The following is a 23,135-nucleotide window of genomic DNA, read 5'->3' as shown; positions in this document are numbered from 1 at the left end:
AGATGAGAACCTTCCTATCCAACCGCCCCGATCTGGGCAAGGACTTAGTCGGCTGCAGGCGGTCCTCTGCACATCGGGCCGCTCGGACAGACTGTGGCAAAGCTGCACCACGTATTCGGCAATGAGCCGAGCGCTTGACCACGCGCTTGCAAACGCCCCCCCAAAAGAGCGACACAACCGCCATACCCAATTCGGATTCCCCGTGTTGGGCGCATGATTGGAAAACCGAGGGAAAATCTGATGAAAAAAGTTCTCTTCGCAACGACTGCCCTGATCGCCACCGCTGGCATGGCAGCTGCAGACATCAAACTGTCGGGCTACGGCCGTTTTGGCGCCCTGTACAACGACGTCACCGACGCCACCAACTTCATTTCGCGTCTGCGCATCCAGATCGACGTGTCGGCTGAAACCCAGTCGGGCATGAAAGTTGGCGCACGTCAGCGTATCCAGACCGAAGAAAACGGCATGGGCGCAGGCAACGGCGTTCGCTTCTACATCACCACCGGCGGCCTGACCATTGCTGGCGGCAACATCCTGGGCGCAATCGAAGCAATGCCCGGCCTGTACATGAACACCAAATCGGGTGGCACCGGCCTGGAAGGCAACGGCTTCACCTCGCTGGTGACCAACACCGCAGGTAACGGCTACTGGAACTGGGACGCTTACTCGTCGGGCGGCGTTGGTGCAGCAAACGGCGTCGAAGTGATCTACTCGGCAAACGGCTTCACCGCACACCTGTCGGTTTCGGACTCGAACCGTGACGCACTGGCTCTGTCGTACAAGTTCGGCGACTACACCGCAGCTGTCGCAGTTCAGGACTCGGACACCGCAGCCAACCAGAAAACCGTCGTGACCTTCGGCGGCAAGCTGGGCGCAGCAGACTTCACCCTGGCCTACGCAGACAACGACGGCGTTGACAAGTTCGCTCTGAAGGGCGGCGCAAACGTTGGCGCAGCTACCTACCTGTACGGCTTCGTCGCGTCGGAAGACCTGGGCGAAACCTTCGGTCTGGGCGTCAGCCACGACCTGGGCGGTGCATCGATCGAAGCAGGCTGGACCCGCAACGACATCACCGACATGAACCAGATCTCGGCTGGTTTCTTCTTCGCGTTCTAATCGAACCAGAAGACTGTATAGGGAAGAGCGGGCCTTGCGCCCGCTCTTTTCTTTTGTGCTGACGGTTTTGACCTCGCCCGCAAACTGTGGTTGATGAAGCGCAAAGAACCCGGAGGCCCCCATGTCCCTTTCCCTGATCAAATCCCGCATCGCCAAGGCCGAGGCCGCCGCCGGCCGCGCCCCCGGTTCGGTTCAGCTGATCGCCGTCTCCAAGGTCCAGCCGAACGAACGCGTCCAGGCCGTTCTGGACGAAGGCCACCGCCTGTTCGGGGAAAACAAGGTGCAGGAAGCCGCCGGTAAATGGCCCGACTTCCGCGCGCAATATGCGGGCGTGAACGTCCACCTAATCGGCCCGCTGCAAACCAACAAGGCCCGCCAGGCCATGCAACTGTTCGAGGCGATCCACTCCGTCGACCGCCCCAAACTGGCCCACACGCTGGCCCGACTGGCGCAGGAACTCGGCCATTGCCCCGATCTGTTCATCCAGGTCAACACCGGGGAAGAGCCGCAAAAGGCCGGCATCCTGCCGACCGAGGCCGACGCCTTCATCGCCGAATGCCGCGCGCTCGACCTGCCCATCCGGGGCCTGATGTGTATCCCCCCGGTCGACGAGGAATCCAGCCTCCACTTCGCGCTTCTACGCAAGATCGCCGCCCGCAACGATCTGACCCAACTCTCCATGGGCATGTCCGACGACTTCGAGAAAGCCATCGCCCAAGGCGCCACCCACGTCCGTGTCGGCAGCGCCATCTTCGGGGCCCGCGACTACGCCTAAGCCCTTCTTCTTTTTGAAAATATCCCGGGGGGAGCGTTGAAAATCAGCGATTTTCGACGCGGGGGGCAGCGCCCCCCATCGCCATCAGTCGTCTTCGCCCAGCCGCGGCGAGGGGCGCTTCAGGTTCAGCTCGGCCCCTGAGAACATGATCGGCATCCGCACGCCCGGCACGCCCTCCAGTGCGATCTGCATCCCGCGCGCCTTGACCTGCGGGTCCGCGAACACCTCGGCCATGTCGTTGATCGGCCCTGCCGGAATGCCCTGGGCTTCGCACCCATCCAGCAGGTCCGCCTTGGTCCATTTCCGGGTCTCGTCCATCAGTAGGCCGATCATCCGCTCGCGATTGGCAACCCGGTCGACGTTCTTCAGGAATTCCGGCGCCTCGGCCATCCAGTCCACGCCCAGCAGCTTGCACAGGCGCTGATATTGCCCGTCATTGCCCGTCGCGATGATGATGAACCCGTCCGCGCAGTCGAACACCTGATAGGGCGTCAAGTTGGGGTGATAGTTCCCCGTCCGCCCCGGCGGCACACCCGTGGACAGGTAGTTCATCGCCTGGTTCGCCGTCACCGCCACGGCGCAATCCAACAGCGCCATGTCGATGTGCTGGCCAACACCCGTCCGCTCGCGCATGTACAGCGCCGACAGGATCCCGGTGACCGAGTACATCCCCGTGAACAGGTCCGTCACCGCCACGCCCGCGCGCTGCGGCTGGCCGTCCGGGTCGCCGGTGATGGACATCAGCCCGGACATGCCCTGGATGATGTAATCATAGCCTGCCCGGTGCGCGTAGGGTCCGGTCTGCCCAAACCCGGTGATCGAGCAATAGATCAGCCGCGGATTGATCTCGCGCAGCGAGTCGTAATCCAGCCCATATTTCTTCAGCCCGCCCAGTTTGAAGTTCTCGATCAGAACGTCGGCATCGCGCACCAGTTCGCGCACCTTTTCCTGGCCCTCGGGCGTGCGGAAATCGACGGTGACCGAGTGTTTGCCCCGGTTGCACGAATGGAAATAGGCGGCGGTGGTGTCGCCCTCGCGCTCGATAAACGGCGGGCCCCATTGGCGGGTGTCGTCGCCTTCGGGCGCTTCGACCTTGATGACTTCGGCACCCAGATCCGACAGCGCCTGACCGGCCCAGGGGCCGGCCAAAATGCGCGCCAGTTCGACGACTTTGACACCTTCCAGCGGGCTGCTCATCAGGCCAGCGCCTCGTCCAGCAGGGCCTTCAGCTCTTCATAGGACATGTTCGAGTATTTCTTGCCGTTGATGAACAGGGTGGGGGTGCTGTCCACGTCATCGGCCTTCATGTTGTCCTGATACCAGGTGTACAGGGACTGCGCCTTTTCGCCGTCCGACAGGCAGGTGTCCAACTGGTCGTCGGTCAGGCCCGCGATGCGGCCAATCTTGCGCAAGTTCTCGGCGATGACGGTCGGGTCACCTGAGCCGATCCACGCCTTCTGGTCCGCATACAGCAGGTCCGAGATGCCAAAGAACTTGGCCTCATCGCAGCGCGCGACCATCGACGCCCACAGGCCGGGACGGTCGAAATAGACGTCGCGATACACAAAGCGAATCTTGCCGGACTTGACGTACTCGTCCTTGATTTTCTTCAGCGGGCCGTTGTGGAAATTGGCGCAGTGCGGGCAGGTGAACGAGGCATACTCCATCAGGGTTACCTTCGCATCCTCGGGGCCCATGGTCATTTCCATGACCGAGGCGGCGTCACCGCTGCCTTCGGCCAGTGCGGCCATCGGCGGAAAGCCATCGTCGCGGCGGGTCAGCGTCCATGCGCCCCCGGCTACGGCTGCGGCGCCGATCACGCCCAATGCAAATCTGCGGTCCATGTTGAAAACCTTTCTTAACGTTTCGACTTGGATAGAACGTTCCGGGCCAGCGCTTCAAGCGCCTGTCGCAACGCGTCATCCGTTGTTCCCTGTGCCAGCGCCTGCGCCTCAGCCACGACCTGCGGGTCGGGCGCCTTGGGGGCCTCTTTCTGGCGGTATGTAAAGGCGGCCTGCCCTTCAGCAAACCCGGTGGGCGCGGTCTGCGTGATGCGGATGCGCGAGATGGCGTTGTAGCCGTAAGTGGCGTTCACCTTCTCGCGGATGCGGTCCTTTTGCATCTCCAGCATCGGGGCCTGTGCGCCCGTGGTCAGCAGCGTCAGCGTCGCCCCCAGCCCCTGCCGGCCGTATTTCACCTCGACCGGGCGGGCGATGGCGGCGATGTCCTCGCCCACCACCTCGGGCCAATGGGTCAGCAGGCGGGTCACGGCGAAACCGCGCGATTCCCCGGCCTTGCGGATTCGGGCCTGTAACAGGCTCGAGGTCCGCGCGAACCCCTTGGTTGTGCTGTGGCGAGTGGCCATGACTTGCATCCCTTGCTTGCGCGCTATTCTAGTAACGGCAGGCTGGTGGATTCCAGCGAATACGAAGCTGACAGGAGATAAACATTGCGTGACGGGACCGTGGCCACCGCCGCCGATCTGTTGGACTGGTACGACAGGAACGCCCGCGTCATGCCTTGGCGGGTGGGTCCGCACGACCGGCGTGATGGCGTGCGCCCCGACCCGTACCGCGTCTGGCTGTCCGAGGTGATGCTGCAACAGACCACCGTCGCCGCCGTGCGCGACTACTTCCACCGTTTCATCGCGCGCTGGCCCACCGTGCTGGATCTGGCCGCGGCCGAGGATGCGGACGTCATGGGTGAATGGGCCGGTCTTGGCTATTACGCCCGCGCCCGCAACCTGCTGAAATGCGCCCGCGTGGTGGCAGACCAGCACGGCGGCACCTTCCCCGACGCGCGCGAGGGGTTGCTGCAATTGCCCGGCATCGGGCCTTACACGGCCTCTGCCATCGCCTCGATCGCCTTTGACCGCCCCGAAACCGTGGTCGACGGCAATGTCGAGCGTGTCATGGCCCGCCTCCACGACGTCCACACGCCCTTGCCCCGCGCCAAGCCCGAGCTGACCGCGCTGGCCGCCGCCCTGACGCCCCAAGCGCGCCCCGGCGACTACGCACAGGCCGTGATGGACCTTGGCGCCACGATCTGCACCCCGCGCAGCCCTGCTTGCGGTATCTGCCCATGGCGCGATCCCTGTCTGGCCCGCACCAACGGCACCGCCGCCGATCTGCCCCGCAAAGAGCCAAAGAAACCCAAGCCCACCCGTCACGGCATCGCCTATATCGCCCGCCGCAACGATGGGGCCTTTCTGCTGGAACGCCGCCCCGATAAAGGCCTTCTGGGCGGGATGCTGGGCTGGCCCGGCTCGGACTGGACCGACACGCCAGACCCCGCGCCCCCTATGCAAGCCGACTGGCGCGCGCTGCCCGCGCAGGCCCTGCACACCTTCACCCATTTCCACCTGCGCCTCACGGTGATGGTCGCCGACGTCGGGCACGCCAACCCGCAGACCGGCCAGTTCCTGCCGCCCGCGACCTTTCGCCCCTCGGATCTGCCCACCGTGATGCGAAAGGCGTTTGACCTTGCCCGGGCGGAGTTCGACACTCCCCCCGACTAACGACCGGAGCAGCCCATGAGCGCCCCCATCGCCTCTTTCCACCGCGCCGCCCCCTTCTGGATGTCGCTGGGGCTGGTGCCGCTGGCGTGGATCGGCGGCCTCTACGGCGGCTGGACGGTGTTCCTGCTACCCTTGCTGGGCTGGTGGGTCTTCACCGGGCTGGACGCGGTTCTGGGCCTGAATACTGACAATCCCGACCCGAATTCAGACGCCGACCTGACCTGGTACCGCGCCATCACGATGCTTTGGTTTCCGGTGCAGGCGATCACCGTGTTCGGCCTGATCTGGCACGTCACCCACGCGGGCCATCTGGCTACGTGGGAACAGATCGTGCTGTTCTTCGGCCTCGGCGTGCTGTCCGGCACCATCGGCATCGTCTACGCGCACGAACTGCTGCACCAGTCGAACCCGCTTGAACGGTGGCTGGGTGATCTGCTGCTGGCGAGCGTCCTCTACTCCCACTTCCGAACCGAGCATTTGCTGGTCCACCACCGCCACGTCGGCACCCCCCGCGACGCCGTCACCGCCCGGTATAACGAGAATTTTCACCGCTTTTTCTTCCGCGTTCTGTGGGAATGCCCCCGTTCCGCCTGGGCGGCGGAAAAGGCGCTTCTGGCCCGGCGCAACCTGCCCATGACCAGCCTGCGCAACCCGTTCTGGCGTTATGCCATCCTGCAACTGGCCGCACTCGGGCTGGCCTTGGCGCTCGGCGGCTGGGCTGGGCTGGGGCTGTTCCTGCTGCAAGCCTTCAGCGCCGTCTGGCAGCTGGAACTGACCAACTATGTCGAACACTATGGCCTGACCCGCGAACACCTGGGTGACGGCAAATACGAGCACGTCAAACCGCATCACAGCTGGAACGCCGCCCATACGGCCACCAACTGGCTGCTGATCAACCTCCAGCGCCACTCGGACCACCATTACAAGCCCGACCGTCGTTTTCCCCTGCTGCAAACCTATGACGAAACGCAGGCCCCGCAGCTGCCCTACGGCTATCCGCTGATGGCCGCCATCGCCACCATCCCGCCCGTCTGGCGGCGCATGATGAACCCGCGTGTGCGCGCATGGCGGCGGCAATACTACCCGCAGATCGAGGATTGGAGCGCCTACAAGGCCGCCACGAACCCGCTACCTCGCCAAGCATAATGCAGTTTAATGCAGAAAGCGCCCCCTGATTCGCTATTGCTTATAACTATGATGCAATATATAGCATTATAATGCATAGCATGAGAGGAGGAGCCCATGCCCAGCTACATCCCTTACGGAGCTTACTGGTCCACCCCGTTCGCGCGTTGGCAGGGGTCCCTGTCGCATCTGAACTCGATCGAACTGGCCGCCCACGTTGCGAAAAACGCGCTGGCCCAGCGGCAGATCACGACCGACCAGATCGACTATGCCGCCTATGGCATGACCGTGATCCAGCCCGGCTGTTTCTACGCGGCGCCGTGGTTCAACGCGATGATCGGGGCTGAACATCTGGGCGGTCCAATCCTGAACCAGGCCTGCGCCACCGGCCCGCGACTGATCTCTGCCGCGATGGGCGAGATTGCCTTGGGCAGCGCCTCCACCGTGCTGCTGGCCTCGGGGGATCGCACCTCGAACGGCGCGCATGTGTATTACCCCGCGCCCTCTGGCCCCGGAGGCACCGGACAGGCCGAGGATTGGGTGCTGGGCAGCTTCAACTACGACCCGTGGGCCAAGGGCGCGATGGTGCAGACCGCCGAAAACGTCGCCAACCGCTTTGGCATCGGCACCGAGGAACAGCATGAGGTCGTCCTCCACCGCGAGGCGCAATATCAGGACGCGCTGGCCGATGACCGCGCCTTCCAGAAACGCTACATGGACGCCGCGTTCGAGGTGCCGGATGCCCGTTTCAAGAAAACCGTGAAGGTGCTGTCGGGCGACGAAGGCGTCTACCCCTCGAACCCCGAGAAACTGGCCGCCCTGAAACCTGTCGTCCCCGGCGGCACCGTCACCTTCGCCGGTCAGACCCACCCCGCCGACGGCGCGGCTGGCATGATCGTCGTGGACAGTGCCGAACGCGCGGCCGATCTGGTTGGCGGCTCCAACCCGGTGATCGAAATCCTTGGTGTCGCTCAGGCCCGAGAAGAGAAGGGATTCATGCCCGCCGCCCCGATCAAGGCTGCCGAAAACGTGCTGCGCCAGACCGGCTTCAGCATCACCGACATCGACGTGTTCAAATCGCACAACCCCTTTGCGGTGAATGACATCGCCTTTGCCCGCGCCTTCGATCTGGATTGGCGCAAGATGAACAACTACGGCTCGTCCCTGATCTGGGGCCACCCGCAAGGCCCCACCGGCCTGCGCGCCATCATCGAGATGATCGAAGAGCTGGAAATCCGCGGCGGCGGCATCGGCCTGTTCCAGGGCTGCGCTGCGGGCGATTCCGCGATGGCGCTGGTGCTGCGCGTCCTCTGACGCCAAAACGAAAAAGCCCCGCCGGGTGAAACCGGCGGGGAAGGTTGGTGCCGTGTTCAGGCCACAGGCACCGGCGGTAACTTGTTGAAATCAGTTGGCCAGTTCGGCCCGGATCTGCTGGCGCAGCACGTCGATCGGCACGATCTGCCCCTCGCGTTTGAATGCCCAGTAGGTCCAGCCGTTGCAGCTGGGTGCGCCTTCCATCGCGGCCCCCACCTGGTGGATCGAGCCCTTGACGTCCTTGCCCACCAGCGTGCCATCGGCGCGCACCTTGGCCTTGAAACGACCGTTGATCGAGTACAGCTCCTCGCCCGGACGCAGCATTCCGCGCTCGACCAGCTGGCCGAAGGGAACACGCGGCTCGGCACGCTTGGACGCGCTCACTTGCAGCGCCTCACGGTCGAATTTGCGGATGCTGTCCAGGCGCTTCTGCGCGACCTTGCGGTACGCCTCCTCGCGCTCGATCCCGATGAAATCGCGGCCCAGCATTTTCGCCACGGCGCCGGTCGTGCCGGTGCCAAAGAACGGGTCCAGCACCACATCGCCGGGGTTCGTGGACCCCACCAGCACGCGGTGCAGCAGGCTCTCGGGTTTTTGCGTCGGGTGGGCCTTGTCGCCGTTGTCATCCTTCAGACGCTCGCCGCCGTTGCAGATCGGCAGAACCCAGTCGGACCGCATCTGCACGCCTTCGTTCAGCGACTTCAGCGCCTCGTAGTTGAACGTGTATTTCGCGCCCTCGGATTTGGAGGCCCAGATCATCGTCTCATGCGCGTTGGTGAAACGCTTGCCGCGGAAGTTCGGCATCGGGTTCGACTTGCGCCACACCACGTCGTTCAGAATCCAGAAGCCCGCATCCTGCAAGGACGCGCCGACGCGGAAGATGTTGTGATAGCTGCCGATCACCCAGATCGCGCCGTTCGGCTTCAGCAGGCGGCGCGCAGCGGCCAGCCAGTCACGGGTGAAACGGTCGTAGGCCGCGAACGAGGAAAACTGATCCCAGGCGTCGTCCACCGCATCGACCTTGGAGTTGTCGGGCCGGTGCAGATCGCCCTTCAGCTGAAGGTTATAGGGCGGGTCCGCGAAGATCAGGTCGATCGAATTTTCGGGCAGACTGTTCATCATCTCGATACAGTCGCCAGCCAGAATCGTGTTGAGAGGGAGCGCCGCCGCGCCCTTGCTTTTGGTCATTGTCGTCATTCTCTGCCTCAGTGCCACGGCGCATTTTTGCGCTCTTTGGTTGACGACAAACATGAGTCAAAGCTGATTCGCGGTCAATTTCTTTTTTGAATCAGTCACTTAGATTTTTTTGTTGATACAAGATATTGTGCACGGGCTTGAACGAACGCCTATGGTGTGGGGTAATCCCCAAATCTTGGAGCGCCTCGCGGTGCTGTTTTGAGGGGTATCCGGCGTTCTTCTCCCAGCCATAACCGGGAAACTGTTGCGCCAGTGCCGCCATCACCTCGTCGCGCCTTATTTTTGCCGCAATTGAGGCCGCCGCAATCGACAAAGACAGCGCATCCCCTTTGATCACCGCATGCGCTGGCAGCGTCAGGTCGCGGGGCAGCAGGTTGCCGTCGATCAGCGCGTAATCGGGCGGGGTGGACAGCCCCTGGATCGCCCGCATCATCGCCAGATGGCTGGCGCGCAGGATGTTCAGCTCGTCGATTTCCTCGACGCTGGCATGGGCGACGGACACCTCGGCGCTGGCCAGCAGAGCCTCAAGGGCGGCGGCGCGTTTCTTTGGTGTCAGCTTCTTGGAATCGTTCAGCCCCTCGGGGATATGCGCGGGGTCCAGGATGACGGCGGCGGCGGTCACGGGGCCGGCCAGCGGCCCGCGCCCCACCTCGTCAACGCCAACCACGCGCCGGAAGCCCTGCGCGTGGATGGTCTGCTCGATGCTGTAATCGGGTGTGCTCATACCTTGGTAACGCACAACCCGGGCCTTGGTGCAAGGGTCAGCGGCCGGCGATCCGATAGCCGTTGTCGGTCAGGCAGCTGATCGAATAGCCGGACTTGCGGCGGTTGTGGTCCAGCACGGTGATACGGCACTGACGCGGCAGGTCACGCTGGAACCGAAAGGTGTTCTGCAGGCACTCGGTGTCCATGTACGAGCGGTTGCCGTCCGGCGTCCAAAAGCTGCTGCGGCAATGGCCCGGCAGCACGTTCCGGCCCGTCCGCTGATCCACGTCGCGGGTCGCACGCGGGTCGTGGCGACGGTCAAAGTAGACCGTGGGCGGGGTGTCATGGCCATAGCGGCCACCGCGGCGGTCGTCCCGACGATCATCACGGCGACCATCGCGACGGTCATCCCAACGGTGGTCGCCGTGGCCACCCCGGCCATCGTTCCAGCCATCCTCGCGACGGTGATCGCCATGACCACCATGACCGCCGCGCCCGTCGGTCCAACGATCGTCACGGCGGTCATGACGACGCTCATGACGACGCGAGTCACGGTTGTCGTCCTCCAGCGCGTTGCCGATGATGACCAGCGCGGTGGCCCCGGCCAGCAGGCCGATCAGGGCATCGTTGTCGGCCTTCGCGGGCACTGCGGAAACGGTCGTGACAGCCAGAGAAGCAGCCAGAACGGAAGCGATGAATTTGCGGGACATGGCGTGTCCTCCTGTAGATGCGTTGCGATTCTGTGGGCCCGAACCTCGTTGGCCGGGCGGTGTGGGATCACCCTGGCCCCGACCGGCAAAGTCGCTCAATAACGGCGGCCTGTTATTGGATATCAACGGGCGCAAACCCCTTTGGTTATTGAATAACCGGGGCCGGGCGCGCATGGTGACGGCATGAAACAGATCCTCGCCCTTTTGCTGTCCGCAGCCCTTGTGATCCCCGCCTTGCCCGCCTGGGCCGGGGATGACTGCTATGCCGATTACAAGGCCAAGCAAGATAATCCCTTGCGCCTGCACTACGGTGTCATACGCTTGGACGGGGCCTGCGATGCAGGCTCGGCCCGGGCCGAGGTCGGCGCCCGCCTGTCGCGAGAAGGGTGGGTCTTGCTGAACGTGCTGTCGGTTTTCGGCAAAGACGGGCTGAAGGAAAGGAAGGACAGTGCAGGACGGTATTTCCTCCGCTTCTGAGGTGCGCCGCTCGGGCGGACGGATCGTGACATTCGGCATCGTCGCCATCGTCGGCATCCTGCTGGTGGCGGGGGCGGTGCTGTTGCTGACCCTGCCCGACGCCAACGCCTTCAACGCGCGGGTCGAGCGGATCTTTGTCGAGAACGACCTGCTGACCGGCGCCACCGAGATCAAGCTGCTGGAGATCTTGGCCCAATCCGGCACCGCCTTTTCCGACGTGCTGGCCAGCTACCGGATGGTGATCTTCGTGCTGCTGGTCTTTGCCACGGCGCTGTTGCTGGCGGCGCTGGTGTTCCTGGTCATGCTGGTGACGCTGAACCGGCGCATGGCGCAGATCGAGCATTCGGGGATTCAGGTGTCCTCGCTGTTGATTTCGCGGGATGAGAACACGGTTTACCTGAACAACATGGGCTTCAAGCTGACCGAGGCCGCGATGGAGACCCTCTCGGTGCTGGCCGAGGCGCGGATGGACGAGGACGTGCTGTCCGGCGCGCAGATCGAGGCGATGGTGTCGGGCCGCGACTCGGCCGATTGCGATGAGGCGGCGGGCGCGACCCGGATCAAACGCCTGCGCGACACACTGGGCAACCAGATGGTCAGCGAGTTGCTGGTCAAGAACATCGCCCGCAAGGGCTATATGCTGGCCGTGGATAAAGACGTCATCAAGATGATCTGATGCGCCTGCGGCGAGCGCAGAGGGGGGCTGTCTGCCCCCCGCCCTTCGGGCCCCCCCGAGGATATTTTCAAAAAGAAGAAGGGGTCAGCCGCGCAGTGTATCGCCGCGCGACAGGGTCGGGGTCAGCTCGATCCGGTCGGGGCTGTCCATATCGGCCGTTTCGATCCGTTGCAGGATCAGTTCTGCGGCGCGACGACCGATTTCCGCGCGGCAGGCATCCATCGTGGCCAGCTTCTTGGGCAGGCCTTGCAGCAGCTCGACCCCGTTGAAGCCCGCCAGACCGATTTGGCCGGGAATGTCATAGCCCTTTTCGATCAGGTACAGCAGCCCGCCCGCGCCGATCATGTCGTTCGAGTAGTAGAGAAAATCCAGATCGGGCGTGCGCTGCAGCATGGCGGCGGTCATTTCGCGCCCCTTGGCCAGCGCCGAGCCGCCCGAGTAGAATTCCTGGTCCGCGACCTCGATCCCGCCTTTGGCCAGTGCCTGGGTGAAGCCCTCGAACCGTTTGCGGGCGCGGTGGTCCATCGGCATCTTGGTGCCCAGGAACCCGATCCGCTTGTAGCCTGCCGCGACGATGGCCTTGCCGATCTCGCGCCCGGCCCGTCTGTGCGAAATGCCCACGCAGGTGTCGACGGGTTCGCCGTCCACATCCATCACCTCGACCACCGGAATGCCTGCCGCCCGCAGCATGGCGCGTGCGGCGTCCGAATGTTCCAGCCCTGCGATGATCACCCCCGAGGGCCGCCACGAGAGCATCTCGTACAGCACCTTTTCCTCTTTCTCGGGGTTGTAGTCGGTCACGCCCACGACGGGCTGCAGGCCGGTATCCTCGAGCGTGCGGCTGATGCCGTTCAGTACCTCGGGGAAGACCATGTTCGACAGCGACGGGATGATGACAGCGACCAAGTTCACGCGCTGACTGGCCAATGCGCCGGCGATCTTGTTGGGCACATAGCCCAGCTGTTTCGCCGCGCGCAGCACCTTTTCCCGCGTCGCCTCGCTGACGTCGCTGCGGTTGCGCAGGACGCGGCTGACGGTCATCTCGGACACGCCCGAGGCTTCGGACACGTCGCGCAGGGTCAGGGGGCGGTGGTCTTTTCGGCTCAAATTCCGGGTCCTGGGAATTGCGTGTTCGTTAGTGTTAGCGCGAACTCCGACCCTTGTTCAAGCGCCAGCATCGGGCTACACCGCTTTGCGTGGTCCCGTGGCTCAACTGGATAGAGCAGCCCCCTCCTAAGGGGCAGGTTGCAGGTTCGAATCCTGCCGGGGTCACCAATCTGCCAATTGTTGAGAAGGCGCTGGCTGGGTGTTTGCTCTGCCTGTTCGATTCTTGGCGATGGCGCCAAGATGCTTGCAACTCGGTGATCTGCCAGTGTCAGCCCGAAATATGCTTTGCCTGTGCCTAGGTTGACCCTGTCGAAGTGACAAGGCGCGCATATCATCGGTATAGTTTATGTTCAAAAGTATCAAAAAGAAATATCCCCGCCAAGTTTGGGGCTTGGCGAGGATGATAACTAGGTATAACTTTCTTATATTACGGATTGTGATACACCCTCCGTATAAGTATCTTAGCGATACTTAAGATAAAGGTCAAGTTAACGTGTCAAATTCTTTGTTCTCTCAACTCCGTGCGTCTGTGCGCACTTTGGAACACGACCTGGGAATCCAGGATCTGTCCGAATGCGAGCGGGATATTCTGTGCGCGCCAGAGTGGTTGGGCAATTCAAAGGAATTTGATGTCGGGGCCGTTCTTGGCAGTTCGCTCTATAGCCGGTATTCGCGTCCTACAATTTTTCGGGCGATCAAATCCTTGCAGAATGCCGGATGGATCGAGAAAATCGGCAGCCCCCGCAGTGGCACCTACGTGAGGGTCAGCGGCGGTTCGTGAGCCAGATAAACCTGCGCTCGACACGAAACCAAAGCGACAACAGCACGAAGGTCATGACCAGACCAAGGAAGTCACCCGTCGCCAGCGCCAGTGTGGCAGGAACAGCGACGTCGCTGAACATGATGCTCTGAGACACGGCCAGCAATCCAAGCATATTCAGGATCGAGGCGATAAACCCGCCGATAAAGATGGGCACGTAGGGCCTTGATATGGGCTGGTTTGGGTCAAAGAACGAATACAGCCCAACCTGATCCATCAATTTGAATGCCAGATAGGCCGCCGAGGCAGACCAGAGCGCCAACCCAAGCTGGATTTCAAGCGGCGCCGGGTATTGATAATAGTAACCCACCGCAGCCGAAGCGATAAACAGCGGTATGATAGCTGCACGCTTGTAGTACCAGGTCGCGATGGTTCGGATGCCATGCGGCAAGAAACAAAGGCTTGCATAAGGGGCAACATCCGGCATCAGCAAAAGCTGTGTCGGATAGACGACCTTGCCCACGAGAAAATACGCGAAGGCATAGAGCAGCATAATCAAGGCAAAGGGTATCGCCACCAGTGGACCTCTGGCAGTTAGTCTCCCTGCGAGATTTACATATTATGTGCAAAATATTCAATATAATATGAATGTTAGGCCTGCTTGCTTGTTGTGTCTAATATTCTGGTCTCAAAAAGTCTCGAAATGGTACCAGTCGTGGCGTGCGCAGAGGGCGTCAGCCCTGTCCTGCGCCTCGAATGCTTCCCATTGGTTTCATGGCCCGTTAAGAAAGAAACAGGTGCCATTGCGGGGTTGGCTTTGATCGGATTTTTGCGAAAGCTGCGCAGTTTTTTCCGCCAGAAGGCGATCACGACCCTTTGGAATGTACGCTGCGACACTGGCTGCCAGATCAATGCAGGCGTCGTGATGAAAGCCACCAACGGGGGGTGCGTCGCGCTGGGCCAGCGGACGGTGATCGACCGCCACGCCACGCTGATCGCCAAATACGGTGACCTTAGCATCGGGCCGGACGGCTATGTCGGCCACGGCTGCACCATCATCGCGCGGCAATCGATCAGGATCGGGGCGGATTGCCTGATCGCCGAGTATGTCACGATCCGCGATCAGAACCACGATTACAAATCCGGGCGCCCCACTCGCAAACAGGGATTTGTCTGCGCCGATATCGCCATCGGGGACAACGTGTGGATCGGGGCCAAGGCCACCATCCTGCCGGGGGTCACCATTGGCGACAACGCGGTGATCGCGGCCAATGCGGTGGTCACGGGTGATGTTGCGGCCAATACCGTGGTCGGCGGAGTGCCGGCGCGCGTGCTGAAAACCGCCCCTTAATCCGCCGGGACGCGGACCTTGGCCATTGCTTCCAGCACCAGCGGCTCCAGCCCTGCGCCGCCTGCGTCGACATGCGCGATCAGCTGCCGCCGCATCCGGGGTTCCCAGAAATCGTTCAGGTGATCGGCCACGCGTTGGGCCTGATCCTCGCCGGGTTGGGTCTTGAAGAACGTGGCGATCTGGTTGGCCATCAGGACCATTTTTTCAGGCGACATCGGTGGCTCCGGTCTGGATGCGGTGGGGGTGGGAATACAGGTCGAACCCGCCGCCGCGGGCAAAGGCGGCCAGCGTGATCCCGGCCTGATCGGCTTGGCGCAGGGCCAGTGCGGTGGGGGCGGAAACGGCGATCAGCACCGGACAACCGGCAAAGGCCGCCTTCTGGATCAGCTCGACCGAGACACGGCTGGTCAGCACCATCGCACCGCTCGCCGGGTCGATCCCCGTACGGGCCAGCGCGCCGATCAGCTTGTCCAGCGCGTTGTGACGGCCGACATCCTCGCGCACCAGCGCGATTGTGCCATCCGCCGTCAGGAACCCGGCGGCGTGGGTGCCGTGGGTCTGGTCGTGCAACGGCTGATGTGCGCGTAGCGCCTCGGTTGCGCCTGCGACGGCCTCATGCGTCAGCCGCAGCTCGCCAGAGAGGTGGGGCAGGGGGCGGATCGCCTGATCCAGGCTGTCGATCCCGCACAGCCCGCAGCCCACCGGCCCGGTCATGGCGCGGCGGCGCAGATGCAGGGCCTTGGCTGCGTCGGGCGTCAGCTCCATCTGCGCCTCGATGCCGTGGTCATGGGTGACGACCTCGATCGCCTCGATCTGGTCGATCCGCTGCACGATCCCCTCGCCAAGCGCGAAACCGGCCGCGAAATCCTCCAGATCGCAGGGCGAGGCCATCATCACCGCCTGCGTTTCCCCGTTGAAGACCAGCGCCACCGGCACCTCTTCGGGCAGGGCGCGCAGCACGGCCCGCTGTCCGCCCTGCTGGACGGACACACCGGGGCAAGAGGCGACAGGCCGCTTCATTCCGCCGCCTGAATCCGGCGCGATTGCGCGGCCTGTGCGGCGTAATCCTCTTGCCAGTCGCTTGGCCCGTTCGAGGGGCTGACCTGCACCGCCGTCACCTTGTATTCCGGGCAGTTCGTGGCCCAGTCGCTGAAGTCGGTGGTGACCACGTTGGCCTGCGTGTCCGGATGATGGAACGTGGTGTAGACCACGCCGGGGCTGACCCGGTCGGTGATCTGCGCCCGCAGCGTCGTCTCCCCCGAGCGCGAGGCCAGCTTCACGAAATCCCCGTCCTTCACGCCGCGCGTTTCGGCATCATGGGGGTGGATCTCCAGCACGTCCTGATCGTGCCAGACCACGTTATCTGTCCGCCGTGTCTGCGCGCCCACGTTATACTGCGACAGGATCCGCCCCGTGGTCAGCAGCAGCGGGAAGCGTGGCCCCGTCTTCTCCAGCGTCGGCACGTATTCGGTAACGATGAATCGCCCCTTGCCCCGCACGAAGCCGTCCACATGCATCAGCGGAGTACCATCCGGGTTCGCCTCATTGCACGGCCACTGGACCGACCCCATCTCGTCGATCTTCTCATACGTCACGCCCGCGAACGAGGGCGTCGTCGCCGCGATTTCCGCCATGATCTGCCTGGGATGGGTGTAGTCCCACCCGGCCCCCATCGCGTTGGCCAGCATCTGGGTGACTTGCCAATCCTCGTACCCGTTCAGCGGCGCCATCACCTTGCGCACCATGTTGATGCGGCGTTCAGCATTCGTGAACGTCCCGTTCTTTTCAAGGAACGTGGACCCCGGCAGGAACACATGCGCGTAATTCGCGGTCTCGTTCAGGAACAGGTCATGCACGATCACGCATTCCATCGCGGCCAGACCGGCGGCGACGTGCTTGGTATCGGGGTCCGATTGCAGGATATCCTCACCCTGACAATACAGGCCCTTGAACGTCCCCTCCACCGCGGCATCCAGCATGTTGGGGATGCGCAAGCCCGGCTCGGGGTCGATCTGCACACCCCAGGCGTTTTCGAAAATCGCGCGGACCTCGGGCAGTTTGACATGGCGATAGCCCGGCAATTCATGGGGGAACGACCCCATATCGCACGAGCCCTGCACGTTGTTCTGCCCCCGCAGCGGGTTCACCCCCACGCCGGTCCGCCCGATATTGCCGGTCATCATCGCCAGGTTGGCAATGCCGATCACGGTGGTCGAGCCCTGAGAATGCTCTGTCACCCCCAGCCCATAATAAATCGCCCCATTGCCGCCAGTGGCGAACAGCCGCGCCGCTTTGCGCAGCTCCTCGGCCGGGACGCCAGTCAGCGCCTCAACGGCCTCGGGCGCATGACGCGGGTCGCTCGCGAACTCGGCATACTCGCGGAACTCATCCCAATCGCAGCGCTCACGGATAAACGCCTCATCCGCCAGCCCCTCGGTCACGATCACATGCGCTAGCGCCGTCACCACGGCCACGTTGGTGCCGGGCCGCAGCGCCAGGTGATGCGCCGCCTGAATATGCGCCGACTTCACCATATCCGTCCGGCGCGGGTCGATCACGATCAGCTTGGCGCCCTTGCGCAACCGCTTCTTCAGACGGCTGGCAAACACCGGGTGCCCATCCGTCGGGTTCGCCCCGATGATGATCACCACATCCGTATGCTCGACCGAGTCGAAATCCTGCGTCCCCGCGCTGGTCCCAAACGTCTGCCCCAGCCCATACCCGGTGGGCGAGTGACACACCCGCGCGCAAGTATCCGTGTTGTTATTGCCAAACACCGCGCGGGTCAGCTTCTGCACCAGGAACGTTTCCTCGTTCGTGCACCGCGACGAGGTAATCACCCCGACCGAGCGCCGCCCGTACTTCTCCTGCAGCCCGCGCATCCGCTCCGCCGCAAAGCCGATCGCCTCGTCCCAGCTGACCTCCTGCCACGGCTGGTCGATGCTGTCGCGGATCATCGGGTTCAGGATACGCTCCTTATGCGTGGCATAGCCCCAGGCAAACCGCCCCTTCACACAGGAATGCCCCCGGTTCGCCTTGCCCTGCTTGTGCGGCACCATGCGGACCAACTGATCGCCCTGCATCTCGGCCTTGAACGAACAGCCCACCCCGCAATAGGCGCAGGTCGTCACCACCGACCGCTCCGGCGTGCCCAGTTCGATCACCGATTTCTCCTGCAGGGTCGAGGTTGGACAGGCCTGCACACAGGCCCCACAGCTCACGCAATCCGACGACAGGAAGTCATCCCCCGCCATCCCCGCCTTGACCCGGCTGTCAAACCCGCGCCCCTCGATGGTCAGCGCGAATGTCCCCTGAACCTCCTCGCAGGCCCGCACACAGCGCGAGCAGACGATGCATTTCTGCGGGTCATAGGTGAAATACGGGTTGCTCTCATCCTTCGGAATATACCGCGCATTCGCCTCGCCACTCGAGCGTACCTCGAAATGGTTCTCGCCCGGCGCATAGCGCACATCCCGCAGCCCCACGGCCCCGGCCATGTCCTGCAACTCGCAATCACCATTGGCCGCGCAGGTCAGGCAATCCAGCGGGTGGTCGCTGATATACAGCTCCATCACCCCCTTGCGGATCTTGCGCACCTTGGACGATTGCGTATGCACCACCATCCCCGGCGCAACCGGCGTGGTACAGGACGCCGGCGTTCCCCGCCTCCCCTCGATCTCCACCACGCACAAGCGGCAAGACCCGAACGCCTCCACCGAATCCGTCGCACACAGCTTGGGCACCGAAATCCCCGCCTCAGCCGCCGCCCGCATGACCGACGTCCCCTCGGGCACCACCACCTCAACGCCATCCACGGTCAGCGTCACCGGCTTACCCGTCTTCGCAGGCGTGCCCATGTCCCGGTCATCCCAGGGAATAATGAAATCCTTCACAGCCCCGCCCCCTTCTTCTTTTTCCAAATATCCCGGGGTGCGCGAGGGGCTGGCCCCTCGCTCCCGCACTCAAAACCAGCGCGCGCCATCATTCCGCCGCCTCCCGCACCACCGGGAAATCCTCGGGGAATTCCCGCAGCGCCGACATCACCGGGAAAGGCGTGAACCCACCTAACGCGCACAAAGACCCGTCCTTCATCACTTCGCACAGGTCTTCCAGCACCTCGACCGCCCCGGCATCACCTGCCGCGATCCGGTCAATCGTCTCGACCCCGCGCACCGCGCCGATGCGGCAGGGCGTGCATTTCCCGCAGCTTTCCACCGCGCAGAACTCCATCGCGAACCGCGCCATCTTCAGCATGTCGGCGCTCTCATCGAACACCACCACACCCGCGTGCCCAATCAAGGCGCCTTCGCGGTCGAACTCCTCGTACCCAAAGGCCGTGTCGAATTTCGAGACCGGCAGATAGGCCCCCAAAGGCCCGCCCACCTGCACCGCCTTCACCGCCCTCCCCGAGGCCGTGCCGCCCCCGATCCCATTGACCAGCTCACCCAAAGGCATCCCGAACGCCGTCTCGAACAGCCCGCCGTGGCGGATATTTCCCGCCAGCTGGATCGGCATCGTTCCGCGCGACCGGCCCAGCCCAAAGCCCGAATAATGCGCCGCGCCTTTTTCAAAGATCACCGGGATCGTCGCCAGCGACAGCACGTTGTTCACCACGGTGGGCTTGCCCAAGAAGCCCTCCAGCGCCGGCAGCGGCGGCTTGGCCCGCACGATCCCGCGCTTGCCCTCCAGCGAGTTCAGCAGGCTCGTCTCCTCGCCGCACACATAGGCCCCCGCACCCACGCGGATTTCCATATCGAACGCATGGCCGCTGCCCAGCACAGACGCCCCCAGAACCCCGGCGTCGCGCGCCAGTTCCACGGCGCGCTGCATCACCACGATCGCATCGGGGTACTCGCTGCGCAGATAGACGAAGCCCTTGGTCGCCCCGGTCGCCAGCCCGGCAATCACCATTCCTTCGATCAGGCAGAACGGGTCGCCCTCCATGATCATCCGGTCGGCAAATGTGCCACTGTCGCCCTCATCCGCGTTGCACACGATGTATTTCTGATCGGCCTTGGCGTTCGAGACGGTCTCCCACTTGATCCCCGTCGGGAACCCCGCCCCACCGCGCCCGCGCAGGCCCGATGTCTTCACCTCGTCCACCATCGCGGCCCGGTCCATTCCCAGCGCGCGGCGCAGGCCCGCCAGCCCGCCATGCGCCTCGTAATCGCTCAGCGACAGCGGGTCCGTCACGCCGCAGCGGGCAAAGGTCAGCCGCGTTTGCGCCGCGAAGAACGGGATCTCCTCGGTCAGGCCCAGATCCGGGGCCGTGCCCGCGACGATCCCGGCCGCATCCGCAGGCGCCGCGTTGCCATAGGCCACACGCCCCGCGCCGCGATCCACCTCGACCAGAGGCTCCAGCCAGATCATGCCCCGGCTGCCGGTCCGCACGATCTGCGCGTCCAGCCCGTGGGCCGCCACCTCGGCCGCCAAGGCCTCAGCCACCTGATCCGCGCCCACCGCCTTGGCCGCACTGTCCATCGAGACGTAAATCTTCATGCGCCCGCCTCCGACAGCAACTCATCCATCCGTGCCGCGTCCACCCGACCCACGACGCGCCCGTCCACCATCGCCGCCGGCGCGCAGGCGCACAGGCCCAGGCAATAGACCGGCTCGATCGTCACCGCGCCATTGGCCGTGGTGCCGTGCCATTCGACACCCAACCGCTGCAACGCGTGCTCGGCCACCGCCGTGCCGCCGACCGCCTGACACGCCTCGGCCCGGCAAATCTTGACGACATGCCGCCCGGCCGGAGCATCCCGGAAATCGTGGTAAAAGCTGATGACCCCGTGCACCTCGGCCTTGCCGATGTTCAGCGCGTCCGCAATCAGCGGCACGGCGCTTTGCGGCACATGTCCGTAACTCTCTTGAATCGCGTGCAAAATGGGCAGCAGCGGCCCTTCAAGATGCATCTGGCTGGCGATCAGCTCCCGAAGGTCCTCGGGGCGCGGTGCGGGCGTGATCTGGGTCATGCGGGCCTCGACTGAAATTCCAACCCCCTGCTACGCTCAGTTCAATCGTCAATCAATATTGCTGATCCGTCAAACGATAGACATTGCCTATCGTTCTGCCAGCCCCAGACCCGCCTCGAACAGCGCCCCCAGCAGCGGCGTCTGCGGCTCCTGATGCGGGGCGATCAGGCCCACCGAATGCGCGCTGATCCCCCCCTCCAGCGGCACCACGCTCAGCGGATGCCCGGCCGACAGGAACCCGGCCAGATCGGTCGGCAGAATGGTCACCCACTCGCCCGCCGCCACGTTCGACACCAGTACCACGGTCGAGTTCGACTCGATCATCGCCTCGGGTACCAGCCCCGCTTCGGCAAAGTTGCGGTTGATGATCCGCCGGTTCTGCATGTCCGGCGACAGCAGGCACAGCTTCAGCCCCGTCAGATCCCGCCACCCGACCGAGGCCCGCCGCGCCAGCGGATGCGCCTGATGACACACCAGCGTATAGCGTTCGCGGTACAGCGTCTGCACGGCCATCCGGCCCAGCGGCTCGTTATCCAGATAGGAAATCCCGGCATCCGCCTCCAGGTTGGCGATCATGTCCAGCACCTCGGTCGAACTGCGCGACATGATCGAGAACCCCACATTCGGATGCGCCGCGTTGAACCGCGTCGCCAGGGACGAGGCCCATGTCAGCGCCGTTGGGATCACCGCCAGCCGGATCTGCCCTGCCAACCCGTGCCGCGAGGCGCGCATCTCCTCGCGCAGGCGCCGTGTGTCCCGCACGATCCCGCGCGCCATCTCCAGCGCCCGTTGCCCCTCGGGCGTCAGCCCGCCGAATCGAGATCCCCGCTGCACCAGCTTGACGCCCAGCTGTTCCTCCAGCTGCTTGATGCCCGCCGACAGGCTGGGCTGCGTGATGCCCAGACTTTCCGCCGCCCGTCCGAAATGGCGTTCCTTCGCCAGTGCAATCAGCATTTCCAGCTTGGTAATCATGATTCCCTGTCAAAACGGCCGTCTTTGATTGCCAAATCAAATCAAACTGCCGCGCCCCCGTCCAGTCGCAAGGGGGTTTTCAAAATTGATAGCATGTGAATAATTAGCCGGAAAGCATTGCCGAGGGAGGGGCACATGACACACGCCATGGACGACGAAACCTTTAGCCAGGTGCTGGACACCGTCCGCCGGTTTGCCCGCGAACGCCTGGTCCCCGCCGAACCGCAGCTCGAGGCGCTGGACGACATCCCCGCCGACATCGTGCAGGACATGCGCGATCTGGGCCTGTTCGGCCTGTCCATCCCCGAGGAATACGGCGGCCTTGCCCTGTCCACCCTGCAAGAATCCCAAGTGGTCGAGGCGCTGTGCTACGCCTCCATGTCCTTCCGCTCGCTCGTCGGCACCAATGTCGGCATCGGCGCGCAGGGCATCGTGATGGAGGGGACCGAGGCCCAGAAACAGCAATACCTGCCCGGCCTCGCCTCGGGCGAACTGATCGCCTCCTTCGCGCTGACGGAACCTGACCACGGCTCCGACGCCTCGCATATCCGCACCTCGGCCCGCGCCGATGGCAGCGATTTCATCATCAACGGCACCAAGCGTTACATCACCAACGCCATCCGCGCCGACGTCTTCACCCTGTTCGCGCGCACCAATCCCGACGATCCCGGCGCGGGCGGCGTCTCGGCCTTCCTGCTGCCCGCCGACACGCCGGGCATCACCATCGCCACGCCCGACAAGAAGATGGGGCAGAAGGGCACCAAAACCTCGGACGTTATCCTCGAAGACGTCCGCATCCCGGCAGACTGTATCGTCGGCGGCCCGAAAAACCTCAACCGCGGCTTCCGCACCGCGATGAAGGTGCTGGACCGTGGCCGCATCCACGTCTCCTCGATGGCCGTCGGCACCGCCCAACGCATGCTGGACGAGGCGCTGACCTACGCCATGACCCGCCAGCAATTCGGTGTCCCGATCAGCGACCACCAACTGGTGCAGGGCCTGCTGGCCGATTGCCAGGCCGAACTGGCCGCCGGCCGCGCCCTCGTCCGCGAAACCGCCCGCAAATACGACGCCACCGGGGCCGCTGCCCTCGAAGCCTCCTGCGCCAAATATTTCTGCACCGAAATGGCCGGCCGCGTCGCCGACCGCGCCGTTCAGGTCCACGGCGGCGCCGGCTACATGGCCGAATACCCGATCGAGCGCCTCTACCGCGACGCCCGCCTGCTGCGCATCTACGAAGGCACCAGCCAGATCCAGCAGATCATCATCGCCCGCAACATCATCAAGGCCGCGCAGGGTCTCTGACCCTGCCTTCTTCTTTTTCCAAATATCCCGGGGTGCGCGAGGGGCTGGCCCCTCGC

Annotated in this window: 23 protein-coding genes and 1 tRNA gene; 10 read left to right on the top strand and 14 right to left on the bottom strand. The window is 63.8% G+C overall.

The window, feature by feature from the left end; genetic code table 11:
• Nucleotides 1–240 precede the first annotated feature (240 nt).
• Both E7681_RS02265 and E7681_RS02260 read left to right on the top strand, forming a co-directional pair.
• Nucleotides 241–1,116 carry a porin gene (locus tag E7681_RS02265; RefSeq protein ID WP_246032386.1) on the top strand — a complete coding sequence of 292 codons (876 nt, stop codon included), beginning with the start codon at nt 241–243 and terminating at the stop codon, nt 1,114–1,116.
• 121 nt (nt 1,117–1,237) lie between these two features.
• Nucleotides 1,238–1,891: a YggS family pyridoxal phosphate-dependent enzyme gene (locus tag E7681_RS02260; RefSeq protein WP_136337631.1), complete on the top strand. Its 654-nt coding sequence runs from the start codon at nt 1,238–1,240 to the stop codon at nt 1,889–1,891.
• A gap of 84 nt (nt 1,892–1,975) precedes the next feature.
• On the opposite strand, the gene E7681_RS02255 is transcribed toward E7681_RS02260, so the two are convergent.
• Genes E7681_RS02255 through E7681_RS02245 form a run of 3 tightly spaced genes read right to left on the bottom strand, consistent with a single transcriptional unit; the run spans nt 1,976 to nt 4,256 of the window.
• The gene (locus E7681_RS02255) at nt 1,976–3,088 is read right to left on the bottom strand and encodes a CaiB/BaiF CoA transferase family protein (protein WP_136337630.1); all 1,113 of its coding nucleotides are present in this window, start codon (nt 3,086–3,088) and stop codon (nt 1,976–1,978) included.
• A complete protein-coding gene (locus E7681_RS02250) occupies nt 3,088–3,735 on the bottom strand; it encodes a DsbA family protein (RefSeq protein ID WP_136337629.1) in 648 nt (215 codons plus the stop codon). The genes E7681_RS02255 and E7681_RS02250 overlap by 1 nt, the downstream gene beginning before the upstream one ends.
• A gap of 14 nt (nt 3,736–3,749) precedes the next feature.
• A complete protein-coding gene (locus tag E7681_RS02245; RefSeq protein ID WP_136337628.1) occupies nt 3,750–4,256 on the bottom strand; it encodes a DUF721 domain-containing protein in 507 nt (168 codons plus the stop codon).
• A 150-nt stretch (nt 4,257–4,406) separates the two neighbouring features.
• On the opposite strand from E7681_RS02245, the gene E7681_RS02240 reads away from it, so the two are divergent.
• From E7681_RS02240 to E7681_RS02230, 3 genes are all read left to right on the top strand, one after another.
• The gene (locus E7681_RS02240; protein WP_425471371.1) at nt 4,407–5,408 is read left to right on the top strand and encodes an A/G-specific adenine glycosylase; all 1,002 of its coding nucleotides are present in this window, start codon (nt 4,407–4,409) and stop codon (nt 5,406–5,408) included.
• 15 nt (nt 5,409–5,423) lie between these two features.
• A complete protein-coding gene (locus E7681_RS02235; RefSeq protein ID WP_136337626.1) occupies nt 5,424–6,554 on the top strand; it encodes an alkane 1-monooxygenase in 1,131 nt (376 codons plus the stop codon).
• Between the two features lie 96 nt (nt 6,555–6,650).
• Entirely contained in the window at nt 6,651–7,847 is a 1,197-nt protein-coding gene (locus E7681_RS02230) for a thiolase family protein (protein ID WP_136337625.1), read from the top strand.
• Between the two features lie 90 nt (nt 7,848–7,937).
• Here E7681_RS02230 and E7681_RS02225 read toward each other — a convergent pair whose 3' ends face one another.
• From E7681_RS02225 to E7681_RS02215, 3 genes are all read right to left on the bottom strand, one after another.
• A complete protein-coding gene (locus E7681_RS02225) occupies nt 7,938–9,044 on the bottom strand; it encodes a site-specific DNA-methyltransferase (RefSeq protein ID WP_136337624.1) in 1,107 nt (368 codons plus the stop codon).
• A gap of 91 nt (nt 9,045–9,135) precedes the next feature.
• The gene (locus E7681_RS02220) at nt 9,136–9,768 is read right to left on the bottom strand and encodes a ribonuclease HII (RefSeq protein WP_136337623.1); all 633 of its coding nucleotides are present in this window, start codon (nt 9,766–9,768) and stop codon (nt 9,136–9,138) included.
• A 37-nt stretch (nt 9,769–9,805) separates the two neighbouring features.
• On the bottom strand, nt 9,806–10,459 hold the full coding sequence (locus E7681_RS02215; RefSeq protein ID WP_136337622.1) for a hypothetical protein: 654 nt from the start codon (nt 10,457–10,459) through the stop codon (nt 9,806–9,808).
• Nucleotides 10,460–10,642: 183 nt separating this feature from the next.
• Here E7681_RS02215 and E7681_RS02210 point away from each other — a divergent pair, with 183 nt between their 5' ends.
• Together E7681_RS02210 and E7681_RS02205 are read left to right on the top strand one after the other, a co-directional pair.
• Nucleotides 10,643–10,936, top strand: a complete 294-nt coding sequence (locus E7681_RS02210; protein WP_136337621.1) for a hypothetical protein — start codon at nt 10,643–10,645, stop codon at nt 10,934–10,936.
• Nucleotides 10,908–11,612 carry a winged helix-turn-helix domain-containing protein gene (locus E7681_RS02205; RefSeq protein ID WP_136337620.1) on the top strand — a complete coding sequence of 235 codons (705 nt, stop codon included), beginning with the start codon at nt 10,908–10,910 and terminating at the stop codon, nt 11,610–11,612. The genes E7681_RS02210 and E7681_RS02205 overlap by 29 nt, the downstream gene beginning before the upstream one ends.
• Before the next feature lie 84 nt (nt 11,613–11,696).
• On the opposite strand, the gene E7681_RS02200 is transcribed toward E7681_RS02205, so the two are convergent.
• A complete protein-coding gene (locus E7681_RS02200) occupies nt 11,697–12,719 on the bottom strand; it encodes a LacI family DNA-binding transcriptional regulator (RefSeq protein WP_136337619.1) in 1,023 nt (340 codons plus the stop codon).
• 91 nt (nt 12,720–12,810) lie between these two features.
• Between E7681_RS02200 and E7681_RS02195 the strand changes: the two genes are divergently transcribed.
• Nucleotides 12,811–12,887 (top strand) — tRNA-Arg (locus tag E7681_RS02195).
• Between the two features lie 596 nt (nt 12,888–13,483).
• Here the strand turns inward: E7681_RS02195 and E7681_RS02190 are convergent.
• Nucleotides 13,484–14,038 (bottom strand): hypothetical protein, encoded by a 555-nt coding sequence (locus tag E7681_RS02190; protein ID WP_136337618.1) that lies wholly within the window; start codon nt 14,036–14,038, stop codon nt 13,484–13,486.
• Nucleotides 14,039–14,404: 366 nt separating this feature from the next.
• Here E7681_RS02190 and E7681_RS19245 point away from each other — a divergent pair, with 366 nt between their 5' ends.
• Entirely contained in the window at nt 14,405–14,830 is a 426-nt protein-coding gene (locus E7681_RS19245) for an acyltransferase (protein WP_136337617.1), read from the top strand.
• Here E7681_RS19245 and E7681_RS02180 read toward each other — a convergent pair.
• From E7681_RS02180 to E7681_RS02155, 6 genes are all read right to left on the bottom strand, one after another.
• Entirely contained in the window at nt 14,827–15,045 is a 219-nt protein-coding gene (locus E7681_RS02180) for a formate dehydrogenase subunit delta (protein ID WP_136337616.1), read from the bottom strand. The two genes, E7681_RS19245 and E7681_RS02180, sit on opposite strands and share 4 nt — an antisense overlap.
• The gene (gene fdhD, locus E7681_RS02175) at nt 15,035–15,850 is read right to left on the bottom strand and encodes a formate dehydrogenase accessory sulfurtransferase FdhD (RefSeq protein ID WP_136337615.1); all 816 of its coding nucleotides are present in this window, start codon (nt 15,848–15,850) and stop codon (nt 15,035–15,037) included. The genes E7681_RS02180 and fdhD overlap by 11 nt, the downstream gene beginning before the upstream one ends.
• Complete coding sequence (gene fdhF, locus E7681_RS02170; RefSeq protein ID WP_136337614.1) at nt 15,847–18,723, bottom strand: formate dehydrogenase subunit alpha; 2,877 nt, start codon at nt 18,721–18,723, stop codon at nt 15,847–15,849. The genes fdhD and fdhF overlap by 4 nt, the downstream gene beginning before the upstream one ends.
• Nucleotides 18,724–18,811: 88 nt before the next feature.
• Entirely contained in the window at nt 18,812–20,329 is a 1,518-nt protein-coding gene (locus E7681_RS02165) for a formate dehydrogenase beta subunit (protein ID WP_136337613.1), read from the bottom strand.
• Nucleotides 20,326–20,802 (bottom strand): formate dehydrogenase subunit gamma, encoded by a 477-nt coding sequence (locus tag E7681_RS02160; protein ID WP_136337612.1) that lies wholly within the window; start codon nt 20,800–20,802, stop codon nt 20,326–20,328. Before E7681_RS02160 ends, E7681_RS02165 begins: the two co-directional genes overlap by 4 nt.
• 87 nt (nt 20,803–20,889) lie before the next feature.
• The gene (locus E7681_RS02155; RefSeq protein ID WP_136337611.1) at nt 20,890–21,774 is read right to left on the bottom strand and encodes a LysR family transcriptional regulator; all 885 of its coding nucleotides are present in this window, start codon (nt 21,772–21,774) and stop codon (nt 20,890–20,892) included.
• 135 nt (nt 21,775–21,909) lie between these two features.
• Here E7681_RS02155 and E7681_RS02150 point away from each other — a divergent pair, with 135 nt between their 5' ends.
• Nucleotides 21,910–23,079 carry an acyl-CoA dehydrogenase family protein gene (locus E7681_RS02150; protein WP_136337610.1) on the top strand — a complete coding sequence of 390 codons (1,170 nt, stop codon included), beginning with the start codon at nt 21,910–21,912 and terminating at the stop codon, nt 23,077–23,079.
• The last annotated feature ends 56 nt before the right edge of the window (nt 23,080–23,135 follow it).

This window comes from Thalassobius vesicularis, assembly GCF_004799325.1.
In the GTDB taxonomy this organism is placed as follows: Bacteria; Pseudomonadota; Alphaproteobacteria; order Rhodobacterales; family Rhodobacteraceae; genus Thalassobius; species Thalassobius vesicularis.
This window is presented reverse-complemented; position numbering and strand designations above follow the sequence as displayed.

What these genes read in the sequence shown, in the direction of transcription:
- E7681_RS02250 (WP_136337629.1), bottom strand. Translation starts at nt 3,735, where the DNA reads ATGGACCGCAGATTTGCATTGGGCGTGATCGGCGCCGCAGCCGTAGCC.
- E7681_RS02230 (WP_136337625.1), top strand. Translation starts at nt 6,651, where the DNA reads ATGCCCAGCTACATCCCTTACGGAGCTTACTGGTCCACCCCGTTCGCG.
- E7681_RS19245 (WP_136337617.1), top strand. Translation starts at nt 14,405, where the DNA reads ATGAAAGCCACCAACGGGGGGTGCGTCGCGCTGGGCCAGCGGACGGTG.
- E7681_RS02255 (WP_136337630.1), bottom strand. Translation starts at nt 3,088, where the DNA reads ATGAGCAGCCCGCTGGAAGGTGTCAAAGTCGTCGAACTGGCGCGCATT.
- E7681_RS02155 (WP_136337611.1), bottom strand. Translation starts at nt 21,774, where the DNA reads ATGATTACCAAGCTGGAAATGCTGATTGCACTGGCGAAGGAACGCCAT.
- E7681_RS02260 (WP_136337631.1), top strand. Translation starts at nt 1,238, where the DNA reads ATGTCCCTTTCCCTGATCAAATCCCGCATCGCCAAGGCCGAGGCCGCC.
- E7681_RS02150 (WP_136337610.1), top strand. Translation starts at nt 21,910, where the DNA reads ATGACACACGCCATGGACGACGAAACCTTTAGCCAGGTGCTGGACACC.
- E7681_RS02180 (WP_136337616.1), bottom strand. Translation starts at nt 15,045, where the DNA reads ATGTCGCCTGAAAAAATGGTCCTGATGGCCAACCAGATCGCCACGTTC.
- E7681_RS02245 (WP_136337628.1), bottom strand. Translation starts at nt 4,256, where the DNA reads ATGGCCACTCGCCACAGCACAACCAAGGGGTTCGCGCGGACCTCGAGC.
- E7681_RS02160 (WP_136337612.1), bottom strand. Translation starts at nt 20,802, where the DNA reads ATGACCCAGATCACGCCCGCACCGCGCCCCGAGGACCTTCGGGAGCTG.
- E7681_RS02165 (WP_136337613.1), bottom strand. Translation starts at nt 20,329, where the DNA reads ATGAAGATTTACGTCTCGATGGACAGTGCGGCCAAGGCGGTGGGCGCG.
- E7681_RS02265 (WP_246032386.1), top strand. Translation starts at nt 241, where the DNA reads ATGAAAAAAGTTCTCTTCGCAACGACTGCCCTGATCGCCACCGCTGGC.
- E7681_RS02215 (WP_136337622.1), bottom strand. Translation starts at nt 10,459, where the DNA reads ATGTCCCGCAAATTCATCGCTTCCGTTCTGGCTGCTTCTCTGGCTGTC.
- E7681_RS02210 (WP_136337621.1), top strand. Translation starts at nt 10,643, where the DNA reads ATGAAACAGATCCTCGCCCTTTTGCTGTCCGCAGCCCTTGTGATCCCC.
- E7681_RS02225 (WP_136337624.1), bottom strand. Translation starts at nt 9,044, where the DNA reads ATGACGACAATGACCAAAAGCAAGGGCGCGGCGGCGCTCCCTCTCAAC.
- E7681_RS02235 (WP_136337626.1), top strand. Translation starts at nt 5,424, where the DNA reads ATGAGCGCCCCCATCGCCTCTTTCCACCGCGCCGCCCCCTTCTGGATG.
- E7681_RS02220 (WP_136337623.1), bottom strand. Translation starts at nt 9,768, where the DNA reads ATGAGCACACCCGATTACAGCATCGAGCAGACCATCCACGCGCAGGGC.
- fdhD (WP_136337615.1), bottom strand. Translation starts at nt 15,850, where the DNA reads ATGAAGCGGCCTGTCGCCTCTTGCCCCGGTGTGTCCGTCCAGCAGGGC.
- E7681_RS02240 (WP_425471371.1), top strand. Translation starts at nt 4,407, where the DNA reads ATGCCTTGGCGGGTGGGTCCGCACGACCGGCGTGATGGCGTGCGCCCC.